This window comes from Corynebacterium pilbarense (assembly GCF_026930265.1).
Taxonomy (GTDB): Bacteria; Actinomycetota; Actinomycetes; order Mycobacteriales; family Mycobacteriaceae; genus Corynebacterium; species Corynebacterium pilbarense.
The window spans coordinates 99,772-123,262 of record NZ_JANRML010000002.1 but is presented as its reverse complement, the minus strand read 5'-3'; the positions used below and the strand labels follow the sequence as shown (position 1 = coordinate 123,262).

The 23,491-nt window shown below is 68.1% G+C and carries 25 protein-coding genes; 21 read left to right on the top strand and 4 right to left on the bottom strand.

Annotated elements, in window-relative coordinates; genetic code table 11:
* The first annotated feature begins 5 nt into the window (after positions 1 to 5).
* Positions 6 to 2,123, top strand: coding sequence for a DUF6541 family protein (locus tag NUW87_RS02420; protein WP_269027101.1), 2,118 nt, complete (start codon positions 6 to 8; stop codon positions 2,121 to 2,123).
* Between the two features lie 39 nt (positions 2,124 to 2,162).
* Positions 2,163 to 3,377 carry a type VII secretion protein EccB gene (gene eccB, locus NUW87_RS02415; RefSeq protein ID WP_269027100.1) on the top strand — a complete coding sequence of 405 codons (1,215 nt, stop codon included), beginning with the start codon at positions 2,163 to 2,165 and terminating at the stop codon, positions 3,375 to 3,377.
* 7 nt (positions 3,378 to 3,384) lie between these two features.
* Here the strand turns inward: eccB and NUW87_RS02410 are convergent, their stop codons facing one another.
* Together NUW87_RS02410 and eccD are read right to left on the bottom strand one after the other, a co-directional pair.
* A complete protein-coding gene (locus NUW87_RS02410; RefSeq protein WP_239217653.1) occupies positions 3,385 to 4,458 on the bottom strand; it encodes a S8 family serine peptidase in 1,074 nt (357 codons plus the stop codon).
* Position 4,459: 1 nt separating this feature from the next.
* The gene (eccD, locus tag NUW87_RS02405) at positions 4,460 to 5,761 is read right to left on the bottom strand and encodes a type VII secretion integral membrane protein EccD (protein WP_269027099.1); all 1,302 of its coding nucleotides are present in this window, start codon (positions 5,759 to 5,761) and stop codon (positions 4,460 to 4,462) included.
* 128 nt (positions 5,762 to 5,889) lie between these two features.
* Here eccD and eccCb point away from each other — a divergent pair, with 128 nt between their 5' ends.
* The 6 genes from eccCb to rpsI all read left to right on the top strand — a co-directional run bounded on the left by eccCb (position 5,890) and on the right by rpsI (position 12,200).
* On the top strand, positions 5,890 to 9,312 hold the full coding sequence (gene eccCb, locus NUW87_RS02400; RefSeq protein WP_269027098.1) for a type VII secretion protein EccCb: 3,423 nt from the start codon (positions 5,890 to 5,892) through the stop codon (positions 9,310 to 9,312).
* The gene (locus NUW87_RS02395) at positions 9,309 to 10,202 is read left to right on the top strand and encodes a type VII secretion-associated protein (protein WP_269027097.1); all 894 of its coding nucleotides are present in this window, start codon (positions 9,309 to 9,311) and stop codon (positions 10,200 to 10,202) included. The genes eccCb and NUW87_RS02395 overlap by 4 nt, the downstream gene beginning before the upstream one ends.
* Before the next feature lie 103 nt (positions 10,203 to 10,305).
* Entirely contained in the window at positions 10,306 to 10,617 is a 312-nt protein-coding gene (locus NUW87_RS02390) for a WXG100 family type VII secretion target (RefSeq protein WP_239217657.1), read from the top strand.
* A 10-nt stretch (positions 10,618 to 10,627) separates the two neighbouring features.
* Positions 10,628 to 10,912 (top strand): WXG100 family type VII secretion target, encoded by a 285-nt coding sequence (locus NUW87_RS02385; RefSeq protein ID WP_034997309.1) that lies wholly within the window; start codon positions 10,628 to 10,630, stop codon positions 10,910 to 10,912.
* A 299-nt stretch (positions 10,913 to 11,211) separates the two neighbouring features.
* Positions 11,212 to 11,655, top strand: a complete 444-nt coding sequence (gene rplM, locus NUW87_RS02380) for a 50S ribosomal protein L13 (protein WP_034997310.1) — start codon at positions 11,212 to 11,214, stop codon at positions 11,653 to 11,655.
* Positions 11,655 to 12,200: a 30S ribosomal protein S9 gene (gene rpsI / locus NUW87_RS02375; RefSeq protein WP_239217659.1), complete on the top strand. Its 546-nt coding sequence runs from the start codon at positions 11,655 to 11,657 to the stop codon at positions 12,198 to 12,200. The genes rplM and rpsI overlap by 1 nt, the downstream gene beginning before the upstream one ends.
* 60 nt (positions 12,201 to 12,260) lie before the next feature.
* Here the strand turns inward: rpsI and NUW87_RS02370 are convergent, their stop codons facing one another.
* On the bottom strand, positions 12,261 to 13,334 hold the full coding sequence (locus NUW87_RS02370; RefSeq protein ID WP_269027096.1) for an HNH endonuclease signature motif containing protein: 1,074 nt from the start codon (positions 13,332 to 13,334) through the stop codon (positions 12,261 to 12,263).
* 155 nt (positions 13,335 to 13,489) lie between these two features.
* Here NUW87_RS02370 and glmM point away from each other — a divergent pair, with 155 nt between their 5' ends.
* From glmM to NUW87_RS02350, 4 genes are all read left to right on the top strand, one after another.
* Positions 13,490 to 14,833 carry a phosphoglucosamine mutase gene (glmM, locus tag NUW87_RS02365; RefSeq protein ID WP_239217663.1) on the top strand — a complete coding sequence of 448 codons (1,344 nt, stop codon included), beginning with the start codon at positions 13,490 to 13,492 and terminating at the stop codon, positions 14,831 to 14,833.
* A gap of 108 nt (positions 14,834 to 14,941) precedes the next feature.
* Positions 14,942 to 15,268 carry a hypothetical protein gene (locus tag NUW87_RS02360; RefSeq protein WP_269027095.1) on the top strand — a complete coding sequence of 109 codons (327 nt, stop codon included), beginning with the start codon at positions 14,942 to 14,944 and terminating at the stop codon, positions 15,266 to 15,268.
* An 8-nt stretch (positions 15,269 to 15,276) separates the two neighbouring features.
* On the top strand, positions 15,277 to 16,404 hold the full coding sequence (locus NUW87_RS02355; protein ID WP_269027238.1) for a hypothetical protein: 1,128 nt from the start codon (positions 15,277 to 15,279) through the stop codon (positions 16,402 to 16,404).
* Between the two features lie 2 nt (positions 16,405 to 16,406).
* Positions 16,407 to 16,685: a hypothetical protein gene (locus NUW87_RS02350; protein ID WP_034997315.1), complete on the top strand. Its 279-nt coding sequence runs from the start codon at positions 16,407 to 16,409 to the stop codon at positions 16,683 to 16,685.
* A gap of 29 nt (positions 16,686 to 16,714) precedes the next feature.
* On the opposite strand, the gene NUW87_RS02345 is transcribed toward NUW87_RS02350, so the two are convergent.
* Positions 16,715 to 17,569, bottom strand: a complete 855-nt coding sequence (locus NUW87_RS02345) for a poly(ethylene terephthalate) hydrolase family protein (protein ID WP_269027094.1) — start codon at positions 17,567 to 17,569, stop codon at positions 16,715 to 16,717.
* A gap of 80 nt (positions 17,570 to 17,649) precedes the next feature.
* Between NUW87_RS02345 and NUW87_RS02340 the strand changes: the two genes are divergently transcribed.
* The 9 genes from NUW87_RS02340 (at position 17,650) to groES (ending at position 23,490) form a co-directional block, all read left to right on the top strand.
* Positions 17,650 to 18,300, top strand: a complete 651-nt coding sequence (locus NUW87_RS02340) for a GAP family protein (RefSeq protein ID WP_269027093.1) — start codon at positions 17,650 to 17,652, stop codon at positions 18,298 to 18,300.
* Positions 18,301 to 18,307: 7 nt separating this feature from the next.
* Positions 18,308 to 19,375 (top strand): alanine racemase, encoded by a 1,068-nt coding sequence (gene alr / locus NUW87_RS02335; RefSeq protein ID WP_269027092.1) that lies wholly within the window; start codon positions 18,308 to 18,310, stop codon positions 19,373 to 19,375.
* Positions 19,376 to 19,843: a tRNA (adenosine(37)-N6)-threonylcarbamoyltransferase complex ATPase subunit type 1 TsaE gene (gene tsaE / locus NUW87_RS02330; RefSeq protein ID WP_269027091.1), complete on the top strand. Its 468-nt coding sequence runs from the start codon at positions 19,376 to 19,378 to the stop codon at positions 19,841 to 19,843. It abuts the gene before it with no gap.
* 10 nt (positions 19,844 to 19,853) lie between these two features.
* Positions 19,854 to 20,357, top strand: a complete 504-nt coding sequence (locus NUW87_RS02325; RefSeq protein WP_239217677.1) for a hypothetical protein — start codon at positions 19,854 to 19,856, stop codon at positions 20,355 to 20,357.
* Entirely contained in the window at positions 20,357 to 20,989 is a 633-nt protein-coding gene (gene tsaB, locus NUW87_RS02320) for a tRNA (adenosine(37)-N6)-threonylcarbamoyltransferase complex dimerization subunit type 1 TsaB (protein ID WP_269027090.1), read from the top strand. The genes NUW87_RS02325 and tsaB overlap by 1 nt, the downstream gene beginning before the upstream one ends.
* The gene (gene rimI, locus NUW87_RS02315; RefSeq protein WP_269027089.1) at positions 20,986 to 21,462 is read left to right on the top strand and encodes a ribosomal protein S18-alanine N-acetyltransferase; all 477 of its coding nucleotides are present in this window, start codon (positions 20,986 to 20,988) and stop codon (positions 21,460 to 21,462) included. Before tsaB ends, rimI begins: the two co-directional genes overlap by 4 nt.
* The gene (gene tsaD, locus NUW87_RS02310) at positions 21,459 to 22,508 is read left to right on the top strand and encodes a tRNA (adenosine(37)-N6)-threonylcarbamoyltransferase complex transferase subunit TsaD (protein ID WP_269027088.1); all 1,050 of its coding nucleotides are present in this window, start codon (positions 21,459 to 21,461) and stop codon (positions 22,506 to 22,508) included. The genes rimI and tsaD overlap by 4 nt, the downstream gene beginning before the upstream one ends.
* A 65-nt stretch (positions 22,509 to 22,573) precedes the next feature.
* Positions 22,574 to 23,035 carry a hypothetical protein gene (locus NUW87_RS02305; RefSeq protein WP_269027087.1) on the top strand — a complete coding sequence of 154 codons (462 nt, stop codon included), beginning with the start codon at positions 22,574 to 22,576 and terminating at the stop codon, positions 23,033 to 23,035.
* Between the two features lie 155 nt (positions 23,036 to 23,190).
* On the top strand, positions 23,191 to 23,490 hold the full coding sequence (groES, locus tag NUW87_RS02300; RefSeq protein WP_034997874.1) for a co-chaperone GroES: 300 nt from the start codon (positions 23,191 to 23,193) through the stop codon (positions 23,488 to 23,490).
* Position 23,491: the final 1 nt, after the last annotated feature.

The following is a 23,491-nucleotide window of genomic DNA, read 5'->3' as shown; positions in this document are numbered from 1 at the left end:
CCACCATGACCACAGTCGCAGCCGCGTGGTTCGCCGTGGTGTTTTTCACCCTCCCCGGCTTCGTGTTCTCCTGGGTCGCCGGCATGAAAGCCCCGGCCGCCGGCGCGGCTGCGCTGCCGGTGACCTTCGGCCTGTTCGGCGTGACCTCCTGGTTCTGGGGGCTGACCAGCGCGCCGTACAACCTGTGGACGTTCGGCGTGAGCATGGTTGTGGCGCTGTTGGCGGCCGCTGCGTGGCGGTTCATGTTCGTGCGCCGCGCGCGCCGCGGCGGGGCAGTGAGCTGGCGCCGGGCGCTGTTCCCTGGTGACGTGCGCAAAGGCAGCATCGCCGATCCGTACTGGGTGCTGCCCGCCGCTGGCGTCGGCGTGGGGGCGTTCATGGCGGCGTCGGACAGGCTGCGCTGGCTCGAGCGCATGCCCAACGGTGTTTTCAACATCGTCCAGGGGTGGGACGTGCAGTGGCACGCGAACCTGGTGCGCTTCATCATGGACGACGGCATCGCCTCGGCCACCCGCATGGGCGAGCTGCAAAACGTGGAATCGCAGCTGAAGCTGTTCTACCCGTCCGCCTACCACGCAGGCATTGCCCTGTTCGGCGAAACGGCGGGCCTGGACCCCATCCCGGCGCTGAACATCGCCTCCGCCGTGCTGCCCGCGCTCGCGCTGCCGGCCACACTCGCGTGCCTGGTGTTCGCGTTTTTGCGCTCTACCGGGGTCACGGCGCAGATCGCCGCGGCGCTCGCCGCGATCATGGCGTATGCCGCCCCGCAGCTGTTCTGGATCCCGGATTACGTGGGTATGTGGCCCTACCTGTTCGCCGTGGCGCTCACCGGCACCGTGACGTGGCTGCTTGTCACCGTGCCGCGCCGGCGCGCCAGCGCCCTGCCCACGGCGCTCGCCTTCGTGGCGGTGCTGTGCGTGCACCCGTCCGCAGTCACCATCGTGGTGCTCGCCGTGGGCTTCTACTGGCTGACCTCCACCCTGATTCGCCCCGAGCGCTCGCGGCTGACGGATACGCTGTGGATCGCACTGCCCGCCATTGCCGGCGTTGTCATGTTCGTTCCGCAGGTGCTCGCTGGCTCCGCCCAAGCGGGCGAGGTGGCCTCCTGGCGGCCCGAGGAAACCCTGGGCGTCGGCGGGGCGTGGGGCACAGCCGCGCGCATGGAAACGCGCCACGTGTTGCAGTTCTTCCCGGCATACGACTCCACCGTGCTGCTCTGGCTCGCCGCCGCAGGCGCCGTGGTGTGTCTGCTGTGGCGCCGCCAGATCTGGCCGGTGCTGTTCTACGCGGCGTCCCTGGCCATTACCGCCAACGCCCTAGTGCCGTTCGGCAACACCTTGGGCCGCTTGCTCGACTACGTGGGCAACCTGCACTACAGCACCGGACACCGTCTGATCATGCCGGTGGTCATGGCTGTCACGGCCTCGGCCGCCATTGCGGTGGCGGCGGGGATTCGCGTGGTCACGGCGGCGCCCGTCGCTAAGCGGTATGCGAAAGGCGAACGCATCAGCGCAACCGCGAGCATTGTCGTCGCCTGCATCGTGGCCTCCGCCGCGATCCCGATGATCCGCCAGCACACCGACCACGGCGCCGAGCAAACCTACGCCGCTGCCCGCGTCACCGACCGCATGGTTAACGCCGACGACCTCGAAGCCTTCGACTGGCTGGCCACCCAACCCGCCGCCTGGGAAGGCCTGACCGCAGGCGACCCGGCCGACGGCTACTCCTGGATGTACGCCTACAACGGCGTGCCCACGTTGAACCGCCACTACCTGTGGCCCAACGGCGGCCGCGGCACCAACGGCGACATCATGTACTGGAACGCAGACTTCATCGGCGAAGGCGAGCACAACCTCGTCGACGAGACGGTGGAGAACTTGAACGTGAAGTTCTTCTTGCTCAGCCCCGGCGCGTTCTGGCACTACCAGTACCCGCCGTACGAGATGCTGCGCGACTTCTGGGTCTCCAACGGCGTCACACCCGTGTACCGCAAGGGCTCCACGGCGATCTTCGCGGTGAACAGCCAGTTCAGCGAGGCGGAGCTGGAGGAGATGGTCGCTAACGGGCAGGAAAACGGCTCCGACGAGCTGTTTGCGCTCGCGGAGGTGGGTACTGCGCAGTAAGCTTTACGCCAGGTGTTTTCTCGGGGGAGGGGAATTGTCATGGCGAAGCTTTTGCCAACCACGCGTGCCCAGGTGTCGGGGCATAAGTTCATGCGCCGCCGCATGGAGCACGGCCTGATCTTCGGCGATATCCGCATGATCCACGATCCGCTGGCTGCGCGGCGGCGGGCGACCATTTTCGGCACCGCGGCGGTGGTGATGATCGCGGGCGTGATGGGGCTGTTTGCGTGGATGCGGCCGAACGCGGATCCGGGGGATGCGCCGATTATGCGCGCCGCAGACGGCACGTTGTACGTGCGGGTGGGCGAGGCGGCGCACCCGGTGACGAACTTGGCGTCGGCGCGGCTGATCGCCGGCCAGGCTGCTGAGCCGGCGCGCATCGGCGACGAGAAGCTCGCCGAGTTGCCGCGCGGTGTGCCGGTGGGCATCGTCGCGGCACCCGGCATGTTCGCGCCCGAAGGCACGCCTTTGGCCAGCTGGTCGGTGTGCGGCGCGGACACGATTACGGTGGTTGCGGGTGAGGCTCCGGAGCCATTGCCTATCGACGCCGCCGTCCTCGCCGCCGATGCCACCCGCGAGTGGGTCGTCACCGCCCAGGGGCGGCGCTTGCTGCCGGAGGCGAACACCCCGCAGGGCCGCGTGATACGCCGGGCGCTGGGAATCACCCCGGACACGCCTCGGTGGACGCCGCCGACGCAGGTCATCTCGGCGTTGCAGGAGCTGCCGCCGGCGGCGCTGCCGGATCCGCTGCCGCAGATCATCGACGCGGACGATACATCCTGGGCGCTTGTAGACGGACGCATCCAGCCGATCACCGGCACCCAGCGCACCATGCTGCTGGACGCCGGCGCGAAGGCCGCCGTCGCCGCCCGCGAGTCCCTGGCCGCTTACCCTGACGCGGAGGAGGAGCTGCGCCTGCCGGCGGAGCGGCCGCGGTGGATCGAGCCGCACCTGGCGTGCGTGGACCAGGGGCGCGGCGGGGCAACCGTGGCCGAGGCGCCGGAAGGCATTGCCCTTTCCGGCACGTCCGTTGCCACGCACTTCGCGGGGCTTCACGGCGGTTCGGTCGGGGTGGATTCGGGCCACGGGTTCCACGTGGTCTCCGCCAACGGGCTGCGCCACCGAGCACCTGATGCGGAAACCCTGGCGACGGTGGGCGCGGCGCACGTGGAGGACGTGCCGTGGGAGATCGTCGCTTTGCTGCCGGAGGGCGCGGAGCTTACGCGCGACTCGGCGGTTCAGGCGACCTATTAGGTTCGTATTACCGTCGGCCGGCGCGCAGCGCGACCACCAGGGCCGCCATGGCGAGTACCGCCCCGGCGAGCAGTCCGAGCCTGCCCACGGCCGCGTTGGGCTGCTTATCGACGGCGCGCACCTGCGCCGTCGGGCGGTCCGCCAGCTCGTGCGGCGTCAGTTGGGTCAGCGCGGCAAGCGGATCGATCGCGCCGCCGCCGGGTTGAGCGGAGGCGCGGATAAGCGAGCGCACATGCTCCGGAGTAATCCCGGGGTAGCGCGACTGCAGAAGCGCCACGGTGCCACTGACCACTGGGGTGGCGAAACTCGTGCCGGCGTACGGGCGCACGCCGTCTTTGATCAGCGTGCCCTCTGCCCACCCGCCCGGTGCGAGCGCGGCCGGCACGTGCCCCGGCGCAGACAGCGCGGCGGGCAGGGAGTAGTCGGCGATGGTGTGATCGTCGGCGCGTGCGGCCACCGCGAGCACGGTGGGGAAGCGGGCGGGGAAGACCTCGAAGCCGGGTTCGCAGTCGGGCCCTGCGTTGCCGGCAGCGGCAACGACCACCGCGCCTTGCGCCTCGGCGCGGTGGAGGGCGCCAGTGATGCCGGAAGTGTCGATGCGCGCCGCGAACCCGGGGTCCAGGCAGGACACGACGGAAATGTTGAGCACACTCGCGCCTTCGTCGAGGGCGTTGTGGATTGCGTCGGTGAGCGTTTGTAGGTTGCCGGCGTCAACGTCGCGGTAGTGCGCCGAGGTCTGCCGGACCGAGATGATCTCCGCGTCCGGGGCGATGCCGAGGGTGCGCCCGGCGATCACCCCGGCGACGGCGGTGCCGTGGTTGTCGCAGTCGTGTAGCGCGTCCGCGGCAACGAAGTCGCGGCCGCCGCGCAAGTGGGCGATCTCGGGGTGCGGCGCGACCCCGGTGTCGATCACCGCAACACGCACCCCGGCGCCGGTGGCGAACTCCCGCAGGCTTTCGGTTGCGGGGGAAGCAGCAGGCTTGTCGACGAGCGCCGGCACCGCGCACGCCACATCCTGGGCGGAAGCAGGCACCGGTGTGAGGCTCAGCGCGAGTAGGGCGATGACGGTGAGTTTGCGCATCTTAAAGCCCCCGGATCAGGCCGAACAGCCCGGTCAAGTGCACCGCCAGCGGGATCACGGCGATGGTGGCGGCGATCTCGGCGCGCTCGAACCACACGATGGTGGTCGGCTCCACATCCGGCACGCGCGGCGCCCACGCGACCGTCGCCGCGGCAGCGATGGCAGCGAGCGCGGCGACGACGATGCACGCCGGGTGCCCGGTCTTTGCGGCGGCGGCCGCGGCGGCGATGACAGCGGAAAGGGCCACCGCGGTCAGGCAGGCCCTCGGCACAGCCCAGTGCTGGCGCGAGGCGTAGACCACCAGCGCCGCCGCCACACCCAGGCAGAACGCGAACGTCCACGCCCCGCCGGCCCGGCCCAGCCACCAAAGCGCCGGCACGCAGCACGCGGCGATCGCCGCCGAGATGGCGGAGGCGATGGTGGAGGCTGCGGCGCTGCGGGCGTCCACGTCGTGTTGGTAGTCGTCGGAACGGTTGAACTCCTCCCCGGCGGTGGGCACCCGCGGCACCGTCAGCCCTGCCGCGCGGGTGGCCGCGCCGGGCGTGGCCACCACCCCGAGCACCCCCGTCAGCACCGCCAGCGCGGGCGGGGCGAGCGGGCCCGGCAGCCACACGCCGGCCACCCCGGCGCCGCCGAGCACGCAGACCGCGGCCGTGAACGCCACCTGCGCCGCCCCGGCCAACCCCAGCGCGACGCCGATGCCGACGGCCACTGCCGCCGTGAGCAGCGCCGCCAGCGCCCCGAGCCCAAGCGAGGAGGCATCGCCGCCACCGGCAACCCACGCGCCCGCGGCGAGCCCCGCCAGCAGCGGCACGGCAGCAAACGCCGAGCGCGACCTGCCAATCGACGCCACCGCCAACGCCAACAGCGCCACCGCACCCAACGCGACCGGCCACGGCTCAAACACCCGTGCAAGCAGGAGCACCGCCGTCAGACCGGCGAACGTCGCCGCCGCGTCCAGTCCGCGAATTTGCCGCGCCGACTCGGCTGCCCCCGCCAGGGCATCGGCCGCGTCGCGCACCACCGGCGGGGGCGTGGGCTCTTGGGGGTGGAGGGAAACGGTGGCGCCGTCGTGAAGCTTGAGCGCGTACAGCGGCGTGTGCATATCCAGCACTACTCCGCCCGCGGTGGTGGCTTGCCACGGGCGGTGCACCTCCGGCAGCTCCACCAGGCGCGCGAGCTCCGGCAGCACCTCCGCCAGCGTCGACGACGTCGGCAGCGTGACGTCGATGTCGCGGTGGAACGCGACAACCGAAATGCGGACAGTAACGCGCACGATGTGGTGCGCAGACGTTGCAACCAACTTTCAAACCCCCGAAATATCAGGCGCGGCCCCCATTCGCCGCGCGACGGGACACAGTATGGCCTACAATCCACAGCGCGTCCACAGTTCGGGGGAACTGTGGGAAAACACAAGGGGGGAAATCCACGATGCTTGGCCTCGACTACGACCAAGTGCTCGCACCAACAACCGGCGCACCAGACGCCGCGATAGACGCCGCGCCGCCGCCGACCGGCACCTTGCGCGCCGAGCCCGTGCCCGCGGCGCAAAAGCCGCAGTCGCCGCCGGTGATAAAAATTCTGCTGCCGGTGGTGATGGTGGTGGCAGTCGGTGCGGTGATGGTGCTCATGGCCACCTCCGGGCGCGCGGTGAGCCCCATGATGCTGATCTTTCCGCTGATGATGCTCTTCGGGCTCGTCGGCATGTTCAACCCGCAGGAAAAGCAAGGCGACATCGACGAGACCCGCCGCGTGTACTTGCGCCACCTGGACGCACTGGCGAAGAAGGCTCGCGCGAACGCCGCGACGCAGCGCACGCACGCCACCGCGCTGCACCCCGCGCCGGGCGAGCTGGTGGCCGCGGTGCCGGTGGAGCGCATCTGGGAGCGTGGAGGCGCCCCGACGGTGCGGCTGGGCACGGGTGCGGGCGCGCTGTGCACCCCGGTGGACGTGGACGACCCCGGCAGCCCCGAGGATTTGGACCCGGTGTGCGCGGTGAGCCTGCGCCGCGCCGTCGCGGCGGTGAGCACGGTGCCGGGCATGCCGATGCTGGTCCAGCTCGACGCGTTCGACGCGATCACGCTCGCCGGGCCTGCGGCAGCCGATGTGGCGCGCTCGATCGTGTGCCAGCTGGCGTTTTTCTACGGCCCGGAAAAGGTCCGCATCGACGCGCCCTTTGCGTGGGCGAAGTGGCTGCCGCACGCGCGCTCCGAGGGTGCGTTTCGCATCTCGCTTATCGACGGCCACGCCTCTCCCGCACCCACCGACTCCGACCTGGTGGTGACGATCCACGACGACCCGGAGTTTTTCGCCGACCCGGACGCGTTCCACCTGGTCTGCACCGACGTGCTGGAGGCGGTCACGGCGCAGGGGGTGGAGCAGCTGGGCGTGCCGGATGGGTTCACGGATGCGGAGGCGGAGTTCGTCGCTAGGCATCTAGGCTTCTACCGCCGCCCCGACGGCGCGGTGGAAGCTGGCGGGGATTTTCTGTACATGCTGGGTGTGCCGGACGTCGATGCGCTGGATGCGCACACGATGTGGCCGGGGGTGCGCAACAAGCTGACCGTGCCCATCGGCGCGACTCCCGACGGCGCGCCGGTGTACCTGGATTTGAAAGAGGCGGCGCTTGGCGGGATGGGCCCGCACGGGCTGTGCATCGGGGCGACGGGCTCCGGCAAGTCGGAGCTGCTGCGGACCCTGGTAGTGGCGCTGGCGGCGACGCACTCGCCGGACGAGTTGAACTTCGTACTCGTGGACTTCAAAGGCGGCGCGACGTTTTTGGGCTGCGAGTCGCTGCCGCACACCGCCGCGGTGATCACCAACTTGGAGGACGAAGCGGTGCTGGTGGAGCGCATGTTTGATGCGATCTCCGGCGAGATGCACCGCCGTCAGGAGCTGCTGCGCAAAGCGGGCAACTTCGCCAACATCACGGACTACACCAAGGCGGGCAACACGCTGCCGTCGCTGGTCATCGTGGTTGACGAGTTCACCGAGCTGCTCACCCAGCACCCGCATTTTGCGGACCTGTTCGTGGCGGTGGGCAGGCTCGGCCGTTCGCTGGGCGTGCACCTTTTGCTCGCCTCGCAGCGGCTGGAGGAGGGCAAGTTGCGCGGGCTGGATTCGCACCTGTCCTACCGCATCGGCCTGAAGACGTTCTCCGCCGGCGAGTCCCGCCAAGTCCTCGGCGTGCCGGACGCCTACGAGCTGCCCGGCGAGCCCGGGTCCGGCTACCTCAAAGCCGGCATGGAGCTGACCCGTTTCCGCGCCGCATACGTTTCCGGCCCGCTGACGCGCACGGTGGTGGAGCACCCCAGCGAGCAGCACGTGCGGCTGTTCACCGGCGACGAGATCGAACTGACGCCCACCGCCTACGTTGAGGAGGACCGCTCCACCACGCTGCTGGATGCGGTGGTGGCCAAGGCCCGCGAGGTCGCCGATGCCCGCGGCATGCACGCGCACCAGGTGTGGCTGCCGCCGCTGCCGGAACGCATCCCGCTGTCGCAGGCGCACGGGGCGCTCGGGCTTATCGACGAACCCTTCAAGCAACGCCAGACCCCCTTCCACCTAGACCTGGATACCGCCGGCGGGCACGTCGCCATCGCGGGCGGGCCGCAGACGGGCAAAACGATGGCGGTGCGAAGCATCGTGGCCACGCACATGCGCGCAGGGTTGGCCGTCTACGTCATCGGCGATGTACCGGAGCTCGAGGCGCTGCCGCATGTCGCCGGCGTGGCCAGCATGAAAGATGCCGAGCGCACCCGCCGCATCGTCGACGAAGTCACCGGGTTCCTCGACCACCCGCGGCCTGTCATGCTGGTTGTAGACGGCTGGCACGCCCTCGACGAGGACCTGCGCGAACCGCTCGCCCGCATCGCCTCCGAAGGCCCCGACGCCGGCATCCACCTCGTGGTGACCACCCAGCGCTGGAGCGCGATCCGCCCGAACGTGCGCGACCTCATCGGCACCCGCGTCGAGCTGCGGCTGACCGAACCGATGGACTCGTTGATCAACCGCAAACACCAAGAGAAGCTGCCCGCCACGCCCGGTCGCGGCCTGACCCCGGACGGCAAAACCGTCCAGCTCGTCTTCACCAGCGGCGAGGACATCGCCCACCTCGCTGCCACCGCCGACCAGGCGCCGGTGGAGAGGTTGCGGGTGCTGCCGGATGCCGTCGATACGCACTCGCTTCTCGACGGCCAAAGGATCCCCCTCGGCATCGGCGGGCCTGCCCTCGAACCCGTGTACTCCTCCGGGCACATCCTCGTCGTCGGCGCTGGCGGCTGCGGGAAATCCACCTTCATCGCCAGCACAATCGCAGCGGTGGAGCACATGGGCCGCGAAGCCGCCCGGATGGTGGTGCTCGACCCGAAGCGCGCACACCTCGGCCGCGCCGACGAGGACATGGTCGCCGCGTACGCCGCATCCACCAGCGCGATCACGCAGGCCGCCAAATCGCTCGCTGTCACGCTGCAGTCGCGCCTGCCGGGCGCCGAGGTGACCCCGGAGCAGCTGCGCGAGCGGTCCTGGTGGAGCGGGCCCGAGCTGTACCTGATCATCGACGACTACGAACTCGTCGGCGAAGACCCGCTCCGGCCGATCGCGGAACTGCTGCCGCACGCGCGCGACATCGGCCTGCACGTCGTGGCCGCCCGCAAATTCGGCGGCGTCTCGCGCGCCCTGTTCGGGCCGTTTTTGACCGCGCTGAAGGACCTGCAGCCCGACGTGCTGCTCATGGACGGCACCCGCGACGAAGGCGCCATCTTCGGCGTGCGACCCAGCCCGCAACAACCCGGCCGCGCCACCTGGATCCACGGCGAAGCGCGCGGCACAGTCCAACTCCCGGAGGCACCATGACCGAGCTGCGCATCACCGCCACCGACGCATCCACCGTGATCACCGGTGCAGCCAACATCCACCGCTTCGACGCGCCCACCAGCCGCGAAATCGCCGGCACCGTCCGCAGCGTGCTCGGCCCCGACCCGCACGGCGCGCCGGTGCACATCGCAGCCGACCCACAACGCCTCAGCGAGCTCACACACGCACTTTCCGACTACGACATCGAGCTGACCACCGAGCCCCTCCAACCCGTCGCGCCCACACCCGACGACACCCCGGAACCCTTCCACCGACCACCGCCGCCCGAACAGGAATCGCGCTCCGGCGTGTGGATCATCGCCGCCGTCGTCGCCGCAGTCGCCCTCGCCTGCGCCGCAGTGATTTGGGGTCTGACTAGCGGGAAATCGTCGGGAGAGGAGGAACCGCTACCGTCACAGCCGCCGGAGACGCAATCAGCACCAGTGACGTCTCCTGTGCAGGAGGAGGAACGGGCGGAGCAGACGTCGATAAGCATTGAGCGCGACGGCTTAACCGTCCAACTCCCCGCAGGCTTCACCCTCGAAGCCGACGACGACATGTGGCGCGCCACAGGAAGCGACCCCAATTTCCGTCTGCAGATCGCCGTCGAGCACCTCTACCAGCTGCCAGCGCGCACGATGGCCGACCAACTCCTCGCCGACATCGAAACCGACCCGGAGGTCGAACTCGTCGACACAGACGGCATCTCCGTGACCTACCTGGAGCGCGCCGGCGACGGCTCGCAATCGCTGTGGAAAACCTGGCCCAACGGGACGGTGCAGCTGTTCGTGGGCTGCCACACGCGCGCCGAACCCACCGTCGTGCAACGCGCCACCTGCCGCATGGCCATGGAATCGGCTGAATATAAGGGGGCTGACGTGGGGCCATAAAAAAGTTTTGGAAACGATGGAACCGATTGGGCCAAACGTCAGTCAGATATACGGACAGCACAGAAGTTGTCCGTCCCAACACACAACGAGGGGGAAAGAAAACATGGAGCAGTTCGCAACCGAAGCCGAGGTCATGCGCGCCGCTGCAGACCGCACCGACGACACCAACGCCGACGTCAACCGCGAAATCGACCGCGTGCAGCAAGTCGCCGAAGCCACCCGCGGCTACTGGGTGGGCAACGCACAGCGCAGCTTCGACGAGCTCATGCTGCGCTACGACGACGCTCAAAAGCGGTTATCCGAAGCGCTGAGCGCAATCGCCGTGAACATCCGCGACAACGCCAAGAACTACGAAACCACCGACGCCACCAACACCGACAGCCTCCGCCAGATCGCCGGCGGACTCGCACTGTAAAGGGGAAACAATGCAGATCAAGTACGATTTCGCGCAGATCGCCGGCGCTGCAGAGGACATGCGCGCCTCCGCCTCCCGCATTAACGGCGACCTGGCCGAACTCAAGCAGATGCTCCAGCCCATGGCGCAGACCTGGGAAGGCACCGCAGCCGCGGCCTACCAGGCGCACCAGGCCAAGTGGGACCAGGCGGCGCAGGATCTGAACCAGATCCTCAACCAGATCGCCAACACCGTGGAAGACGGCAACACCACCATGCTCGCCGTCAACAACGCAGCCGCGAACAGCTGGGGCTAGAACACAACAAGACTTGCGTCGCTGGCCGTGCAAGGGGCCGTTTTCATCGGGGGACGGGCACGGCTTTTGAGCGGCTCGCGGCGCAACCACTCGGGGGATACGGGGGACGTGCCGCCGCAGGTGATGGGGGAATCACCTGCGGCGGCACTTTTTTGTTTTCAGGCAGGTGTGCCGTAGGGTGTTATCCCTGTGTGTCCCGCCGGATGCGCTTTTCGGGTCTCCACCGGCCGCCGTCAAGCGCAAAGGGGCAGACGAAGTTTTGGCCGGCAGCCATCTAGACAGACTTTAAGGAGTCATGCATGTCTACTTACCACCCGAAGAGCGGTGACATCACCCGCAAGTGGTACGTCATCGACGCAACCGACGTGGTGCTGGGCAAGCTCGCTTCCACCGTCGCAGACATCCTGCGCGGTAAGCACAAGCCGCAGTACGCACCGAACGTCGACACCGGCGACCACGTCATCGTGATCAACGCCGACAAGATCCACATCTCCTCCAACAAGCGCGAGCGCGAGATGCGTTACCGCCACTCCGGCTACCCGGGTGGTCTGAAGTCCATGACCCTGGGCCGCGCGCTGGACGAGCGTCCGGATCGCGTGATCGAGGAAGCTGTCAAGGGCATGATGCCGCACAACAAGCTTTCCCGTCAGTCCATCAAGAAGCTGCACGTCTTCGTCGGTGCCGAGCACCCGTACGCTGGCCAGCAGCCGGAAACCTACGAGTTTAAGCAGGTGGCACAGTAATGACCGAGCCGAACAACTTCGAAAACACCGCTGAGTCCCTGGACACCGACGTCGACGCCGCAACCGCCGCGACCGAGGAGTTCAACTACACCATCGGCGACGCCATCGCCCCCGAGGCTGAGGCAACCGAGGAGACCGTTGAGGCCGCTCCGCTGCACGAGGGTCCGATCCAGACCGTTGGCCGCCGTAAGCGTGCCATCGCCCGCGTGACCGTCGTCGAGGGCGAGGGCAAGATCACCGTCAACGGCCGCGAGTTCGAGGACTACTTCCCGAACAAGCTGCACCAGCAGGACATCCTCACCCCGCTGACCCTGCTCGAGCGCGAGGGCCAGTTCGACATCAAGGCCAACATCTCCGGTGGCGGCCCGACCGGCCAGTCCGGTGCTCTGCGCCTGGCTATCGCCCGCGCACTGAACGTCTACAACCCGGCTGAGCGCACCACCCTGAAGAAGGCTGGCCTGCTCACCCGTGACGCCCGTGCCGTGGAGCGCAAGAAGGCAGGCCTGCACAAGGCCCGTCGCGCACCGCAGTACTCCAAGCGTTAATCGCTTTTACGCGTGCGTTTTACGCCGTCGTCCGTTGTTGGGCGGCGGCGTTTCGCATTGTTAGGTGCTTGGTGGTCCGAAGAGTTGGTCGAGTGCTCCGCGGTCGGTGTTTTTGATGTGGTACCCGCGTGGTGAGACCCACCAGGGCGCGCCTCTGATCATGGCGATGCGGCCGCGGGTGTTGCGCCAGGGGTCATCGTCGTTGATGCGGTTGTGATACCGGCACAGCGGCGCCAGGTTGTCCATGTTGGTTAGCCCGCCGTGTTTCCACGCGTCCACGTGGTGGATCTCGGAAGCATACGCCCCGTGGCGGCAGCCCGGGAATGCGCACACGGGTGAGACCATGCAGGCAAGATCGCGTTGTTTCTGGTTGGCGAAACGCTCGGTGTCGTAGAGGTTCACCGCCCCTTCCTCCGGGTGGAACGCTGCGACCTCCAAGGCTTCGCCGAACTCTTGCTGGAGGTACTCCGCACCCGTCATGATGGTGCCGTCGGTGAGTGTGAGGATGACGTCGTCGCCATCACCCGCCATAATGCGGGCGTGCTCCGTGATCGGCACCATCACGATCGGGCGTGGTGCGGCGGCGACGACCCCGCCGGTTTCGCCTTCGACGATGCGCCAAAACGCCTCTTCCATTTGGGGCGCGGCCGGCTGTGTTACGTCGATGCCTTGGCGCAGGCGGTGCTCTAAGTCGGCTGCTTTGCGGTCGGTGGTGTCGATGGTGATGCGTGCGCGTCCGTTTCTCGGTTGCGAGAACGCCACCTGCTTCTTTGTCGGGGCGTTGTCCTCGCGGGGCACGATGTCGCGTGCGGCGCGTTCGATTGCTTTGTACCCGCCGGTGACATCCAACAGTTCCAGCCGCAGCCGCCACCGCTCGCCGGCGTCCTTCACCACGGCAACACGTCGTTCGATCAGCGCGAGTTCGTCGAGGGAGAACCCGTGGCCTTTCTGCGCGGCTTCCGATTGCTTGCGGGTGAATTTCGTTTTCCCGTAGTAGACGTTCTGCATCGCATCCCAGGCACGTGCCCGATCCGGCGCCATGCCGGCGTCCAACGCGACGGACAGGTCGAAGTGCCGCAGTGTCTCCATGGATGCCGCGGACATCGCCTGGATGAATGCGTCGAACGGGTTCATGGCCACAGACCCTAAACCCAACGCAACCCCACCCCGGCCCGCCCTGTGGAATTCGCAACACCATCCCTGTGGATAACTCGCAAAACACCAGGTTAAATTGCGCGGAAGTTGGGGCGGCGGAGCGATCGTCGATAAGCAAGTGCATAATTGTGCGCATGACTCGATTGTTCGGAACTGACGGTGTCCGCGGCCTGGCTAACGAGGCCCTCACCGCATCGCTTGCCCTCAAGCTCGGCGCCGCGGCTGCGACCGTGCTGACCAAGGACCGCGGCTCGGAGAAGCGCCGCCCGATCGCGCTGATCGGCCGGGACCCGCGCGTCTCCGGCGAGATGCTTGCTGCCGCGATGGCGGCCGGTATGGCGTCGAAAGGCGTGGACGTGCTGCGCGTCGGCGTCATCCCCACGCCGGGCCTGGCGTTTCTCACCGACGACTACGGCGCCGACATCGGTGTGATGATCTCCGCGTCCCACAACCCGATGCCGGACAACGGCATTAAGTTCTTCGCCGCCGGCGGCAAGAAGCTGCCGGACGACATCGAAGACGAGATCGAGCGCGCCATGGCCGTACTGGAGGAAACGGGCCCGACCGGCACCGCCATCGGGCGCGTGATCGAGGAGGCGCCGGACGCCCAAGAGCGCTACCTCGCCCACCTCAAAGAGGCCATCACCGAGCCGCTGAACGGCATCAAGGTCGTGGTGGACTGCGCCAACGGCGCCGCCTCCGAGGTCGCACCGAAGGCCTACGCGGCCGCTGGCGCCGAGGTCACCGCCATCCACAACACGCCGAACGCCTACAACATCAACGACGGCTCCGGCTCCACCCACATGGACCAGATCCAGGCGGCCGTGGTCGAACACGGCGCGGACCTGGGCCTGGCGCACGACGGCGACGCCGATCGCTGCCTGGCCGTGGACGCGCAGGGCAACGTCGTCGACGGTGACCAGATCATGGCCATCCTCGCCACCGGCATGAAGGAGTCCAACAGCCTCAAGGACAACACACTCGTCGCCACGGTGATGAGCAACCTGGGCCTGAAGCTGGCCATGGAGCGTGAGGGCATCTCGGTGCGCGAGACGAAGGTGGGCGACCGCTACGTGCTCGAGGAGCTGGGCAACGGCGATTTTTCCCTGGGCGGCGAGCAGTCCGGCCACATCGTGGTGCCGGCGCATGCCACGACTGGCGACGGCGTGCTGTCCGGCCTGATGCTCATGGAGCGCATGGCGGAGACCGGCAAGACGCTCGCCGAGCTGGCGGAGGTGATGACGGTGCTGCCGCAGACGCTGATCAACGTGCCGGTGTCCAACAAGGCGCTGATCTTGGAGGACCAGTCCGTCAAGGACGCCATCGCCGAGGCGGAGGCTGAGCTGGGCGATTCCGGCCGCGTGCTGCTGCGCCCGTCTGGCACGGAGGAGCTTTTCCGCGTCATGGTGGAGGCCGCTGAGGAGGAGCAGGCGCGCAAGGTTGCCGGTCGCCTCGCGGCGGTCGTTGCCGCGGTGTAGGTTTATCGGCGGTAAAAGTTTTTTGCCCCGGCAGGGAACCGCCGGGGCATTGGGGGAGTCTAAGTAAAGGTAAGACAGTTCAACTGCGAGCCTTTCGGGGGTGGGCATATGACACATGTTGGGGCGCTCGACATCGATATCGATGCGGTGCGCACGAAGTACACAGAGGCTATCGACGCGTACCGTGGCGCCGCGCGCGAGCTCGACGCTGGGCGGCCGGTGGTCACCGCGTCGGCCTTCGGCGCGGGCTTTGCGCGGGAGGGCCAGCGCATCGTGGATGCGTTGGAGGCGTTGCATTCCACGTCGCAACGTTTCCTCGCGGCGCGCGGGGAGAATTGGGAGCAGGTGCTTTTGCTTAGCGACGCCACCGTCGCCGCCGACCAGCTCTCATCCGAGTTCTTAGAGTCGATTGCGGGTGGGGTGGATAACGCATGATGGCGGCGGTGAAAGACGACGTCCAGTCGCTGGTGCGCGCGGTTGATGTCGCGCCGGAGGTGGGGCCGGCGCAGCGCGCCGCGGTGCACGGCCTGGCCGGCGAGCTGCTGGAGCAGGTCGCGGAGACCGACGGGCTAGATCTGAGCGCGTTTCTGGCCGCTGGCCTGCGGTTGTCTGCGGGTGGACAGCGCCCGGAGACGCCGGCGCGGACGTGCTCGTGCGATGAGAGCGCCTGGTTCGAGGAGGTGGGCATCCGCGAGCGTGAGCTTTGCGACGAAACACGCGAATCCGAGCATTTCGACCGCGCGAAAACTGCCGGGGAGAGCATTGGGCAGTGCGGGGAGGCGATCAAAACGATCGTGGCCACCGCGGAGTCGGCGGTGCGTGCCCTGCTGGAGCCGGCGCGGCGCATGCTGGACATCGTGCTGAACTGCGGGATTGTGCAGTTGATCCAGCCGGCGGTGGAGATGGTCATCGAGGCGTTGCGCAGCGCCCGCGAGACCACCAGCGACCGCAACTGCGTGATCAAGGAGTGCTTGGGGGAGGTCGCCACCCGCGTCGACACTGCGGCCGCCGAGCAGCCCGCCCCGCCGGTGGATTTCGGGGAGAAGACGCATTCGCCTTGCGACGTCAGCACCCGCCCCGCCGCCGCTAAAACTTCCGATGAAGCTTCTCGCAGCGCCTCGTCCAGCGCTGGCGCCGATTTGGGTCTGGAGCTGACGCTGGGGCTGACGTTGGAGGCGAACCTGGAGGCGACGCTCGACGTCGACGAGACGGCGCTGGAGGACTGCCCGACCGAGCCGGCGGCGACGCCGGAGTGCGAGCCGGAGCCGGAGCCAGAACCCGAGCCCGAGCCGGAGCCGGAGCCTGAGTGCGAACCCGAGCCCGAGCCGGAGCCGGAACCGGAGTGCGAACCCCAGCCGGCGCCGCCACCGCCCGCGCCTGCAGATGACGGTGTGATCGCTCCACCGCCGGAGCTGTCGCAGGTGGAGGAGCCGGCGCCGCCGCCGAAGAAGCTGGAGAATCTGGAAACGCAGCCCGCGCAGGCGGGAGATGCTGGCGACTCGGGCGACACCGTCGACACCGGCGGGGTGGATGCCGATCCGTGGGCAATGAAGAAGTCAGGGGAGTGGTAACGATGGATTTCGAGCAGTTTGTGGCCCAGTACCAAAGGCGCACCGCGAAGCGCATGGCGGATTTCGAGGCGTTGATGAAGGAAACGCAGCAGAAGATGGAGATGACCGCCAAGCACCACGCGCGGGCCCGGGAGACGATGCCGCGGCAGCCGGTGACGGTGCCGCGGGGAGATTACAGTATGCCGCGGCCTCGTCGTAACGCTGCGCAGAAGTCGCAAAAGCAGCAGATCCAGGCGGTGTTGCGCGCGATTGGCCCGAACGGCGAAAACCCCGTCGTGTAAAGCACACAACGGGGCGGGGGAGCCGGGAGCTAGAACAAGGAGAAGCTGGCGTTGTCGCGCGCCAGGCCAGCGGCCTTGGACAGCTTCTCGCCGGTCAGGGATGCCACGCCGGAGCCTTCGGCGTCGGGCTCGGAGTAGGAGGCATACGACTTGTCTTCGTCGAGCTGGTGCAGAAGGTAGCCCACGAGCAGGCCGCGGATGGTCTCCTGCAGGCCGCGGTCGGACTTGCCCAGGCCGAGGATGCGCTTGACCAAGTTGTCTTCGGAGAAAGACTGCTGGTCGCCCTTCTTCGGCGCGCGGTAGACCACTTCGCCGGCCCAGTTGTAGGCCAGCTTGGCGGGGTTGCCGGGGTCGAAAAGCGAGTCGCCGTCTTCGCCGGGGCCGACGACCATGCCAGGGACGAACAGGTTGCGCGCCGCCTCGACTGCGGACGGCGCCACGTTGGCCGGGTACACCGCCGCCACGGCCTTCGCCTTCGGGTTGTCCACGGCGGCGAGCACGGCGGCACCGCCGCCCATGCCGTGGCCGACAACGCCGAGCTTGCCCGGGGAGATGGAGATGTTGCCGTTGCCCAGGCGCACGCCGCCGAGGATCTGCATGGCGGTTTCTAGGTCGGCGGCCAGGCCGGTGTGGTCGGGCTTGAAGCCGGTTTCGGTGTCCGGCGCGGCCACGGCGATGCCCCAGCTGGCCAGGTGGCGCAGGGTGTCCTCGTAGGCGGCGACGTCCTTGAGCCAGTCGTGGCCGAACGCCACGCCGGGCAGGTTCTTGCCTTCGGCGGGGGTGTAGACCTTGCCGGGCAGGCCGGTGTAGCCCAGGTCGCCTTCCAGGACGCGGTGCGGGCCGCGCTTGGATAGGTCGGAGAGTTTCTTCAGCTTCGCAGACACGCGGGCAATCCTACTGCAATCTTTCCTCGACTAGGGTGAGTCCGACATTGCCAAGCAACCCCGAACACACAGGAGGTCGGATGCTCGGTGCTTTGCAGCTGGCGTTCATTGATTCGGTGAATTTGCTTCTCATCGGCGTCATCGTCGCGGTCGGCATCGCCGCGCGGCGCAACTACGCCAAGACTACGGCGCTGCTGATCGCGGGCGATTGGTGCGGTGTGGCCGGCTTGGCGCTGATCATGCTGGTGATTTTCGACGGCCTGGGTCCGGTAGTGCAGCGCTTCGTCGAGGGGCCAGTGTTCGGCATTTTGCTCATCGCCACCGGCATCCTCACGGCGATCCTGGCGCTGCGCGGCGGCGACAATCGGGCGCTGACGCAGAAGATCATGCGCCCGCTGCACACGCCCGGCCCGGCCACGGTGGCCACCGGTGTAGTACTCGGCCTGATTCAGTCGGCGACTTCGGTGCCGTTCTACGGCGGGCTCGCGCTGCTGTCGGCGGCCGGCATCGACGCGCAGGTGCGTTACGCCGCGATCCCGCTCTACGCCACGGTGGCGCTGTCGCTGCCCACACTCGCCGCGTTGGCCGTGGGCTGGGTGCGCGCGAAGCCGCACAGCGCGGCGGCGCGCGGCTTCGACTGGGCGCGCGCCCACCCCGACCAGGTCACGGCCGCTGCGACGTGGTCGGTGGCGGTGCTGCTCATCGTTTTGGGCGTCACCCACGTGATGTAATAGGCCCGTGCTGAGAACAACGATCGATCTGGACGCAATCGCGTACAACACAAGCCGCCTGAAGGAGCAAACGTCGGCGGAGCTGATGTGCGTGGTCAAGGCGGACGCCTACAACCACGGCGTCGAGCGCTGCGTGCCGGTGATGGAGGCGGGCGGCGCGGACGCGTTCGGCGTGGCCACGTTCGCGGAGGCGCGTCGGGTGCGCGAGTTGACTACGAAGCCGGTGCTGGCGTGGCTGTGGGACCCGCAGGAGGAGCTGCCGGCTGGGGTCGATGTGGGGGTGCCGTCGTTTACGCACTTGCATTCGCTTATCGACGCACCAACGGCACCCACCGTCTACCTCAAAGTGGACACGGGAATGCACCGCTCCGGCATCGATGAGGTCCGCTGGCAGGAGGCCTTCGAGCTCGCCCTGGACGCGCAGCGCAAAGGCATGCTCACGGTCGCGGGGCTGATGACGCACCTGAGCTGCGCCGACGACCCGGCGGATCCGTACACCGACCAGCAGGCCACAGCGTTTCGCCGCGCGATCGCGCAGGCCCGCCAGGTGGGGCTGGAGGTGCCGCGCAACCACGCCGCGAACTCGCCGGCGACGTGGACCCGTCCGGACCTGCACTTCGACATGGTCCGGCCGGGCGTGAGCCTGTACGGCCTGGAGCCGGTCGACGGACTCGACCACGGGCTCAAACCCGCGATGACCTGGTCGGCACCGGTGATCGCGGTCAAGCCGATGCGCAAGGGCGAGGCCACCAGCTACGCGCGCACCTGGGAGGCGCCGGCGGACGGGTTTACCGCCGTCATCCCGGCGGGCTACGCGGACGGGGTGCAGCGCTCCTGGCAGGGCTCGGTGGAGGTCGACATCGCGGGCCGGGCCTATCAGCAGGTGGGCCGGGTGTCCATGGACCAGATCGTGGTCTGGCTCGGCGACAACGACGCTCACGTCGCCGCGGGCGATGAGGCCGTCATCTTCGGCGACGCCACCGCGCTGGCCAAGCGCGCCGGCACCATCAACTACGAGGTGGTCTGCGCCCCGCGCGGTCGCACCACCCGCACGTACATCGGGGAAGGCAAGTAGATGAAGTCGATGTTTCCGGAGCAGGGCGAGCGGCTGTGCGAGAGCGCCCAAGATACGCAAAAGCTCGGCGAGGAGCTGGGTAAGGCGCTTGAGGCGGGCGACCTCGTTGTGCTCGACGGCCCGCTCGGCGCGGGCAAGACCACCTTCACGCAGGGCATCGCGAAAGGGATGGGGGTCAAAGGCAGGGTGACAAGCCCGACGTTCGTGATTGCGCGGGAGCACTCGTCGATAGGCAATGGCCCCTCGCTGGTGCATGTCGACGCCTACCGGCTTGGCGACGACCCGCTGGGCGAACTCGACGCCCTCGACCTGGACAGCGCCCTCGAGGAGGCCGTGGTGGTGGCCGAGTGGGGCGGCGGGCTGGTGGAGCAACTCGCGCAGCGCTACGTGCACGTCACGCTCGATCGGCGCACGCACGCTGAGACGGAAGCCCGCATCATCTCCTGGCGCGTCGAGGACGGGATGTAGGCTTACACGCATGCTCAACCTCACTAGCCAGTCCCGCCGCTGGGTCGTGCTCGCAGCCGTGCTGTGGCTCGTGCTCCTCGCCGGGATCATCTTCATCCCGCAGTCCCGGTCCAACGATCTCGCTCAGGTCGAGCCGACGAACTCGCTGTCGCGCTCGCTGCAGCAGACCCGCCCGGGCGGCGACGCCGTGGCCGCGCAGCTGGTGGACCCGGCGCGCATCTACGACCCGGAGCGCTACCTCGGCTACACCACCCTGTGCCCGGGCGAGCCGCAGGAGCTGGTGGACGCCAAGGCTGAGGCCTTCGGTATCAGCGTCGACGACCTGGACCTCGGCGGCGACCTGGGCTACGTGCTGCTCATCCCGGGCGGCGAAGATGTAGCACCCAAGGTGGACCCGGTGGAGCTGAACAAGGTGGATATCTGCACCGTGCCGCAGTCCGAGTCCTTCCCGCTGAACACGGCGATGCCGTTCCACATGAACCAGGGCCGCTGGACCCTCGGGTTGGGCCAGTAATGCTCGTTCTTGCCCTGGACACCGCCACGACTGACCTGGTCGCAGGCATCGTGGACGGGGACCGTGTGCTCGCGGAGACGGCTGTGGCCACCCGCGCGCACAACGAGACGCTCATGCCGGAGATCACCCGGCTGTTGGGGGAGGCAGGCGTCGAGTTCGCGGATCTGGGCGCGGTCGTGGTCGGCTGCGGCCCGGGGCCGTTTACTGGCCTTCGCGTGGGTATGTCCGCGGCGTCGGCGCTGGGGCAGGCGCTTTCCATTCCGGTGCATGGGGTGTGCACGCACGACGCGGTTGCTGCGTCGCTTAGCGGGGAGGCGCTGGTGGTCACCGACGCGCGCCGCCGCGAGGTGTACTGGGCGCGCTACTCAGGCGGTAAGCGGGTGGCGGGCCCGGACGTGTGCAAGCCGGCGGATCTTTCCTCGCCCGCGGTGGACGTGGTCAGTGTGCCGTCGTCGCTAGCGGAGCTTTTGCCTATCGACGCCCAAAGGGTGACCTACCAACCCCCAACCCCCGCCGGCTTAGTCTCAGTCGCCGACCTGGACGCGCAGCCGGAGCCGCTGGTGCCGCTGTATCTGCGCCGTCCCGACGCTGTGCCGCCGAAGCAGGCCCCGAAGTCGCCGGCGCTGCCATGAGCGTGCGCTTCCGCGAGCTGACGGCCGCGGACGCCCCGGCGGCCGCGGCGATCGAGGCGGTGCTGTTCGCCGGCGACAGCCCGTGGTCCGAGGCGGCGTACCGCTCCGAGATCGCCGCGCGCCACACCTTCTACCTGGGCGCCTTCGACGGCGAGGAGCTGGTCGGGTTTGCGGGCCTGGCCATGCTCGGGCCGAAAGATGACCCGGAGTTTGAGATCCACACCATCGGCGTCGACCCCTCCAGGCAGGGCGATGGTCTCGGCCGGGCGCTAATGGACCAGCTCATGCACACCGTGGACCTGTTAGACGGGCCGTGCTTTCTGGAGGTGCGGGTGGACAACACGCCTGCGATCCGCCTGTACGAAAGTTTCGGGTTTTTCACCGCGGGCGTGCGCAAGAACTACTATCAGGCCTCCGGCATGGACGCGTACACCATGACGCGGCCGAAAAAGAGCGAAAGGCGAGACCAGTGATTGTGTTGGGCATCGAGTCCTCGTGCGACGAAACCGGCGTGGGCATTGTTGAGTTGCACGACGACGGCACGATGGACATCCTCGCCGACGTGGTCGCCTCCTCGATGGAGCAGCACGCCCGCTTCGGCGGGGTCGTGCCGGAGATCGCCTCGCGCGCCCACCTGGAGGCCATGCCGCAGGTGATGGAGAAGGCGTTGGCGGATGCCGGCATTGCCAAGCCGGACGCGGTGGCCGCCACCGTCGGCCCGGGTTTGGCCGGTGCGCTGCTGGTGGGCGCCTCCGCGGCCAAGGCGTACGCTGCGGCCTGGGGCGTGCCGTTTTACGGCGTGAACCACTTAGGCGGGCACGTCGCGGTGGCCAACTTGGACGGCGAGCCGCTGCCGCACGCGGTCGCGCTTTTGGTCTCCGGCGGGCACACGCAGCTGCTGGAGGTCGAAGCCGTGGGCAAGCCGATGCGGGAGCTGGGCACCACCCTCGATGACGCCGCCGGCGAGGCCTACGACAAAGTCGCCCGCCTCCTCGGCTTGGGCTACCCCGGCGGCCCGGTGGTGGACAAGCTCGCGGCCGAGGGCGACCCGCAAGCGGTGAAGTTCCCGCGGGCGCTTTCGCGCGCCGAAGACCTGCGCGGCGAGCACCGCTACAATTTCTCCTTCTCGGGGTTGAAAACCGCGGTGGCCCGCCACGTCGAGGCCGCCGAGCGCGACGGACGCGTGATCTCGCTGGAGGACGTCTGCGCGTCGTTCCAGGAGGCGGTGTGCGACGTGCTCACCGCGAAAGCCGTGATGGCCTGCGAGGACACCGGTGCGAAGACGCTGCTGCTCGGCGGCGGTGTGGCCGCGAACCGCCGGCTGCGCGAGCTGGCGCAACAGCGCTGCGAGGCCGCCGGCATCGAGCTGCGGGTGCCGCGGTTTAACCTGTGCACGGACAACGGGGTGATGATCGCGGCGCTGGCCGCCCAGCTCATCCATGAGGGCGCCGCCCCGTCCGGACTGGGCGTGGGCACGGACACTTCGCTGGAGGTCGAGGTGCCGCTCGTGTCGTCGTAAGGCACGAAATGCCCGTTGCGGATACGCTGGGGGCCTGCACGTCTTGTTCGACGAAAGGATGACCCGTGTCCGCTGAAACTACTGAGCAGTTCGACCAAGATCAGGCCGACCGTGAGCGGTTCGGGTTCCTGGTCAACCCAGATCTGACCTACCGCCGCATCGTCTTCGACGAGGAGACGGTGCGCGAGACCCTCGGCGGCGTAACCGAGGAGTTCGACGATGTCGCCTTCGACCAGGACGGCAACCGTTTCCACGCGATCTTCCGCCCGGACGCGGCGCAGCTGGGCCAAGAGCCGAACCCGGTGGCGTCGCTGGCGCGCAACACTTCGGAGACGGATAACCCGGAGTTCCTCACCGACCCGACCCGCGCGGTGTGCGGCCCGGTGATCTTCACCGCCGCCGACGGCGGGAGCGTGAATGAGGACACCATCGCGGAAGTGCTGCAGGCGATCCGCGCGGTGGAGAACTACCGCGACGACAACGCCGAAGAGTTCGAGCTTTGGCGAAACGCGGTGCTCAACCGCTAAATCACGCCGCCGCACGGCCTGTGGTTGTTGGCTGGCACTCTCGGGGGTAGAGTGCCAAAGCAGGTTGTGTGAAGCACAGTTGTTCACCCGCGACGACGGCTGCGCCTCTTCAGACCTGAACTGTTGAATCATTCACCAATGAAAGGTTGCTGATCATGGCAAACGTCAACATCAAGCCGCTGGAGGACAAGGTCCTCGTCCAGATCGCCGAGGCTGAGACCACCACCGCGTCCGGCCTGGTTATCCCGGATTCCGCTGCGGAGAAGCCGCAGGAAGCCGTCGTCATCGCTGTCGGCCCGGGCCGCCTGGACGACAACGGCAACCGTGTCGCTGTGGACGTCAAGGAGGGTGACACCGTCATCTTCTCCAAGTACGGCGGCACCGAGCTGAAATACGGCGGCGAGGAGTTCCTGCTGCTGTCCGCTCGTGACCTGCTGGCCGTCGTCGAGAAGTAAG

Bases quoted from the DNA above. Each gene is read 5' to 3' on its own strand.
- glmM (WP_239217663.1), top strand. From the start codon at position 13,490: ATGACTCGATTGTTCGGAACTGACGGTGTCCGCGGCCTGGCTAACGAG.
- NUW87_RS02385 (WP_034997309.1), top strand. From the start codon at position 10,628: ATGCAGATCAAGTACGATTTCGCGCAGATCGCCGGCGCTGCAGAGGAC.
- eccCb (WP_269027098.1), top strand. From the start codon at position 5,890: ATGCTTGGCCTCGACTACGACCAAGTGCTCGCACCAACAACCGGCGCA.
- groES (WP_034997874.1), top strand. From the start codon at position 23,191: ATGGCAAACGTCAACATCAAGCCGCTGGAGGACAAGGTCCTCGTCCAG.
- rplM (WP_034997310.1), top strand. From the start codon at position 11,212: ATGTCTACTTACCACCCGAAGAGCGGTGACATCACCCGCAAGTGGTAC.
- NUW87_RS02420 (WP_269027101.1), top strand. From the start codon at position 6: ATGACCACAGTCGCAGCCGCGTGGTTCGCCGTGGTGTTTTTCACCCTC.
- NUW87_RS02410 (WP_239217653.1), bottom strand. From the start codon at position 4,458: ATGCGCAAACTCACCGTCATCGCCCTACTCGCGCTGAGCCTCACACCG.
- NUW87_RS02325 (WP_239217677.1), top strand. From the start codon at position 19,854: ATGCTCAACCTCACTAGCCAGTCCCGCCGCTGGGTCGTGCTCGCAGCC.
- NUW87_RS02350 (WP_034997315.1), top strand. From the start codon at position 16,407: ATGGATTTCGAGCAGTTTGTGGCCCAGTACCAAAGGCGCACCGCGAAG.
- tsaE (WP_269027091.1), top strand. From the start codon at position 19,376: ATGAAGTCGATGTTTCCGGAGCAGGGCGAGCGGCTGTGCGAGAGCGCC.
- eccB (WP_269027100.1), top strand. From the start codon at position 2,163: ATGGCGAAGCTTTTGCCAACCACGCGTGCCCAGGTGTCGGGGCATAAG.
- NUW87_RS02340 (WP_269027093.1), top strand. From the start codon at position 17,650: ATGCTCGGTGCTTTGCAGCTGGCGTTCATTGATTCGGTGAATTTGCTT.
- rimI (WP_269027089.1), top strand. From the start codon at position 20,986: ATGAGCGTGCGCTTCCGCGAGCTGACGGCCGCGGACGCCCCGGCGGCC.
- NUW87_RS02395 (WP_269027097.1), top strand. From the start codon at position 9,309: ATGACCGAGCTGCGCATCACCGCCACCGACGCATCCACCGTGATCACC.
- NUW87_RS02370 (WP_269027096.1), bottom strand. From the start codon at position 13,334: ATGAACCCGTTCGACGCATTCATCCAGGCGATGTCCGCGGCATCCATG.
- tsaB (WP_269027090.1), top strand. From the start codon at position 20,357: ATGCTCGTTCTTGCCCTGGACACCGCCACGACTGACCTGGTCGCAGGC.
- NUW87_RS02360 (WP_269027095.1), top strand. From the start codon at position 14,942: ATGACACATGTTGGGGCGCTCGACATCGATATCGATGCGGTGCGCACG.
- rpsI (WP_239217659.1), top strand. From the start codon at position 11,655: ATGACCGAGCCGAACAACTTCGAAAACACCGCTGAGTCCCTGGACACC.
- NUW87_RS02390 (WP_239217657.1), top strand. From the start codon at position 10,306: ATGGAGCAGTTCGCAACCGAAGCCGAGGTCATGCGCGCCGCTGCAGAC.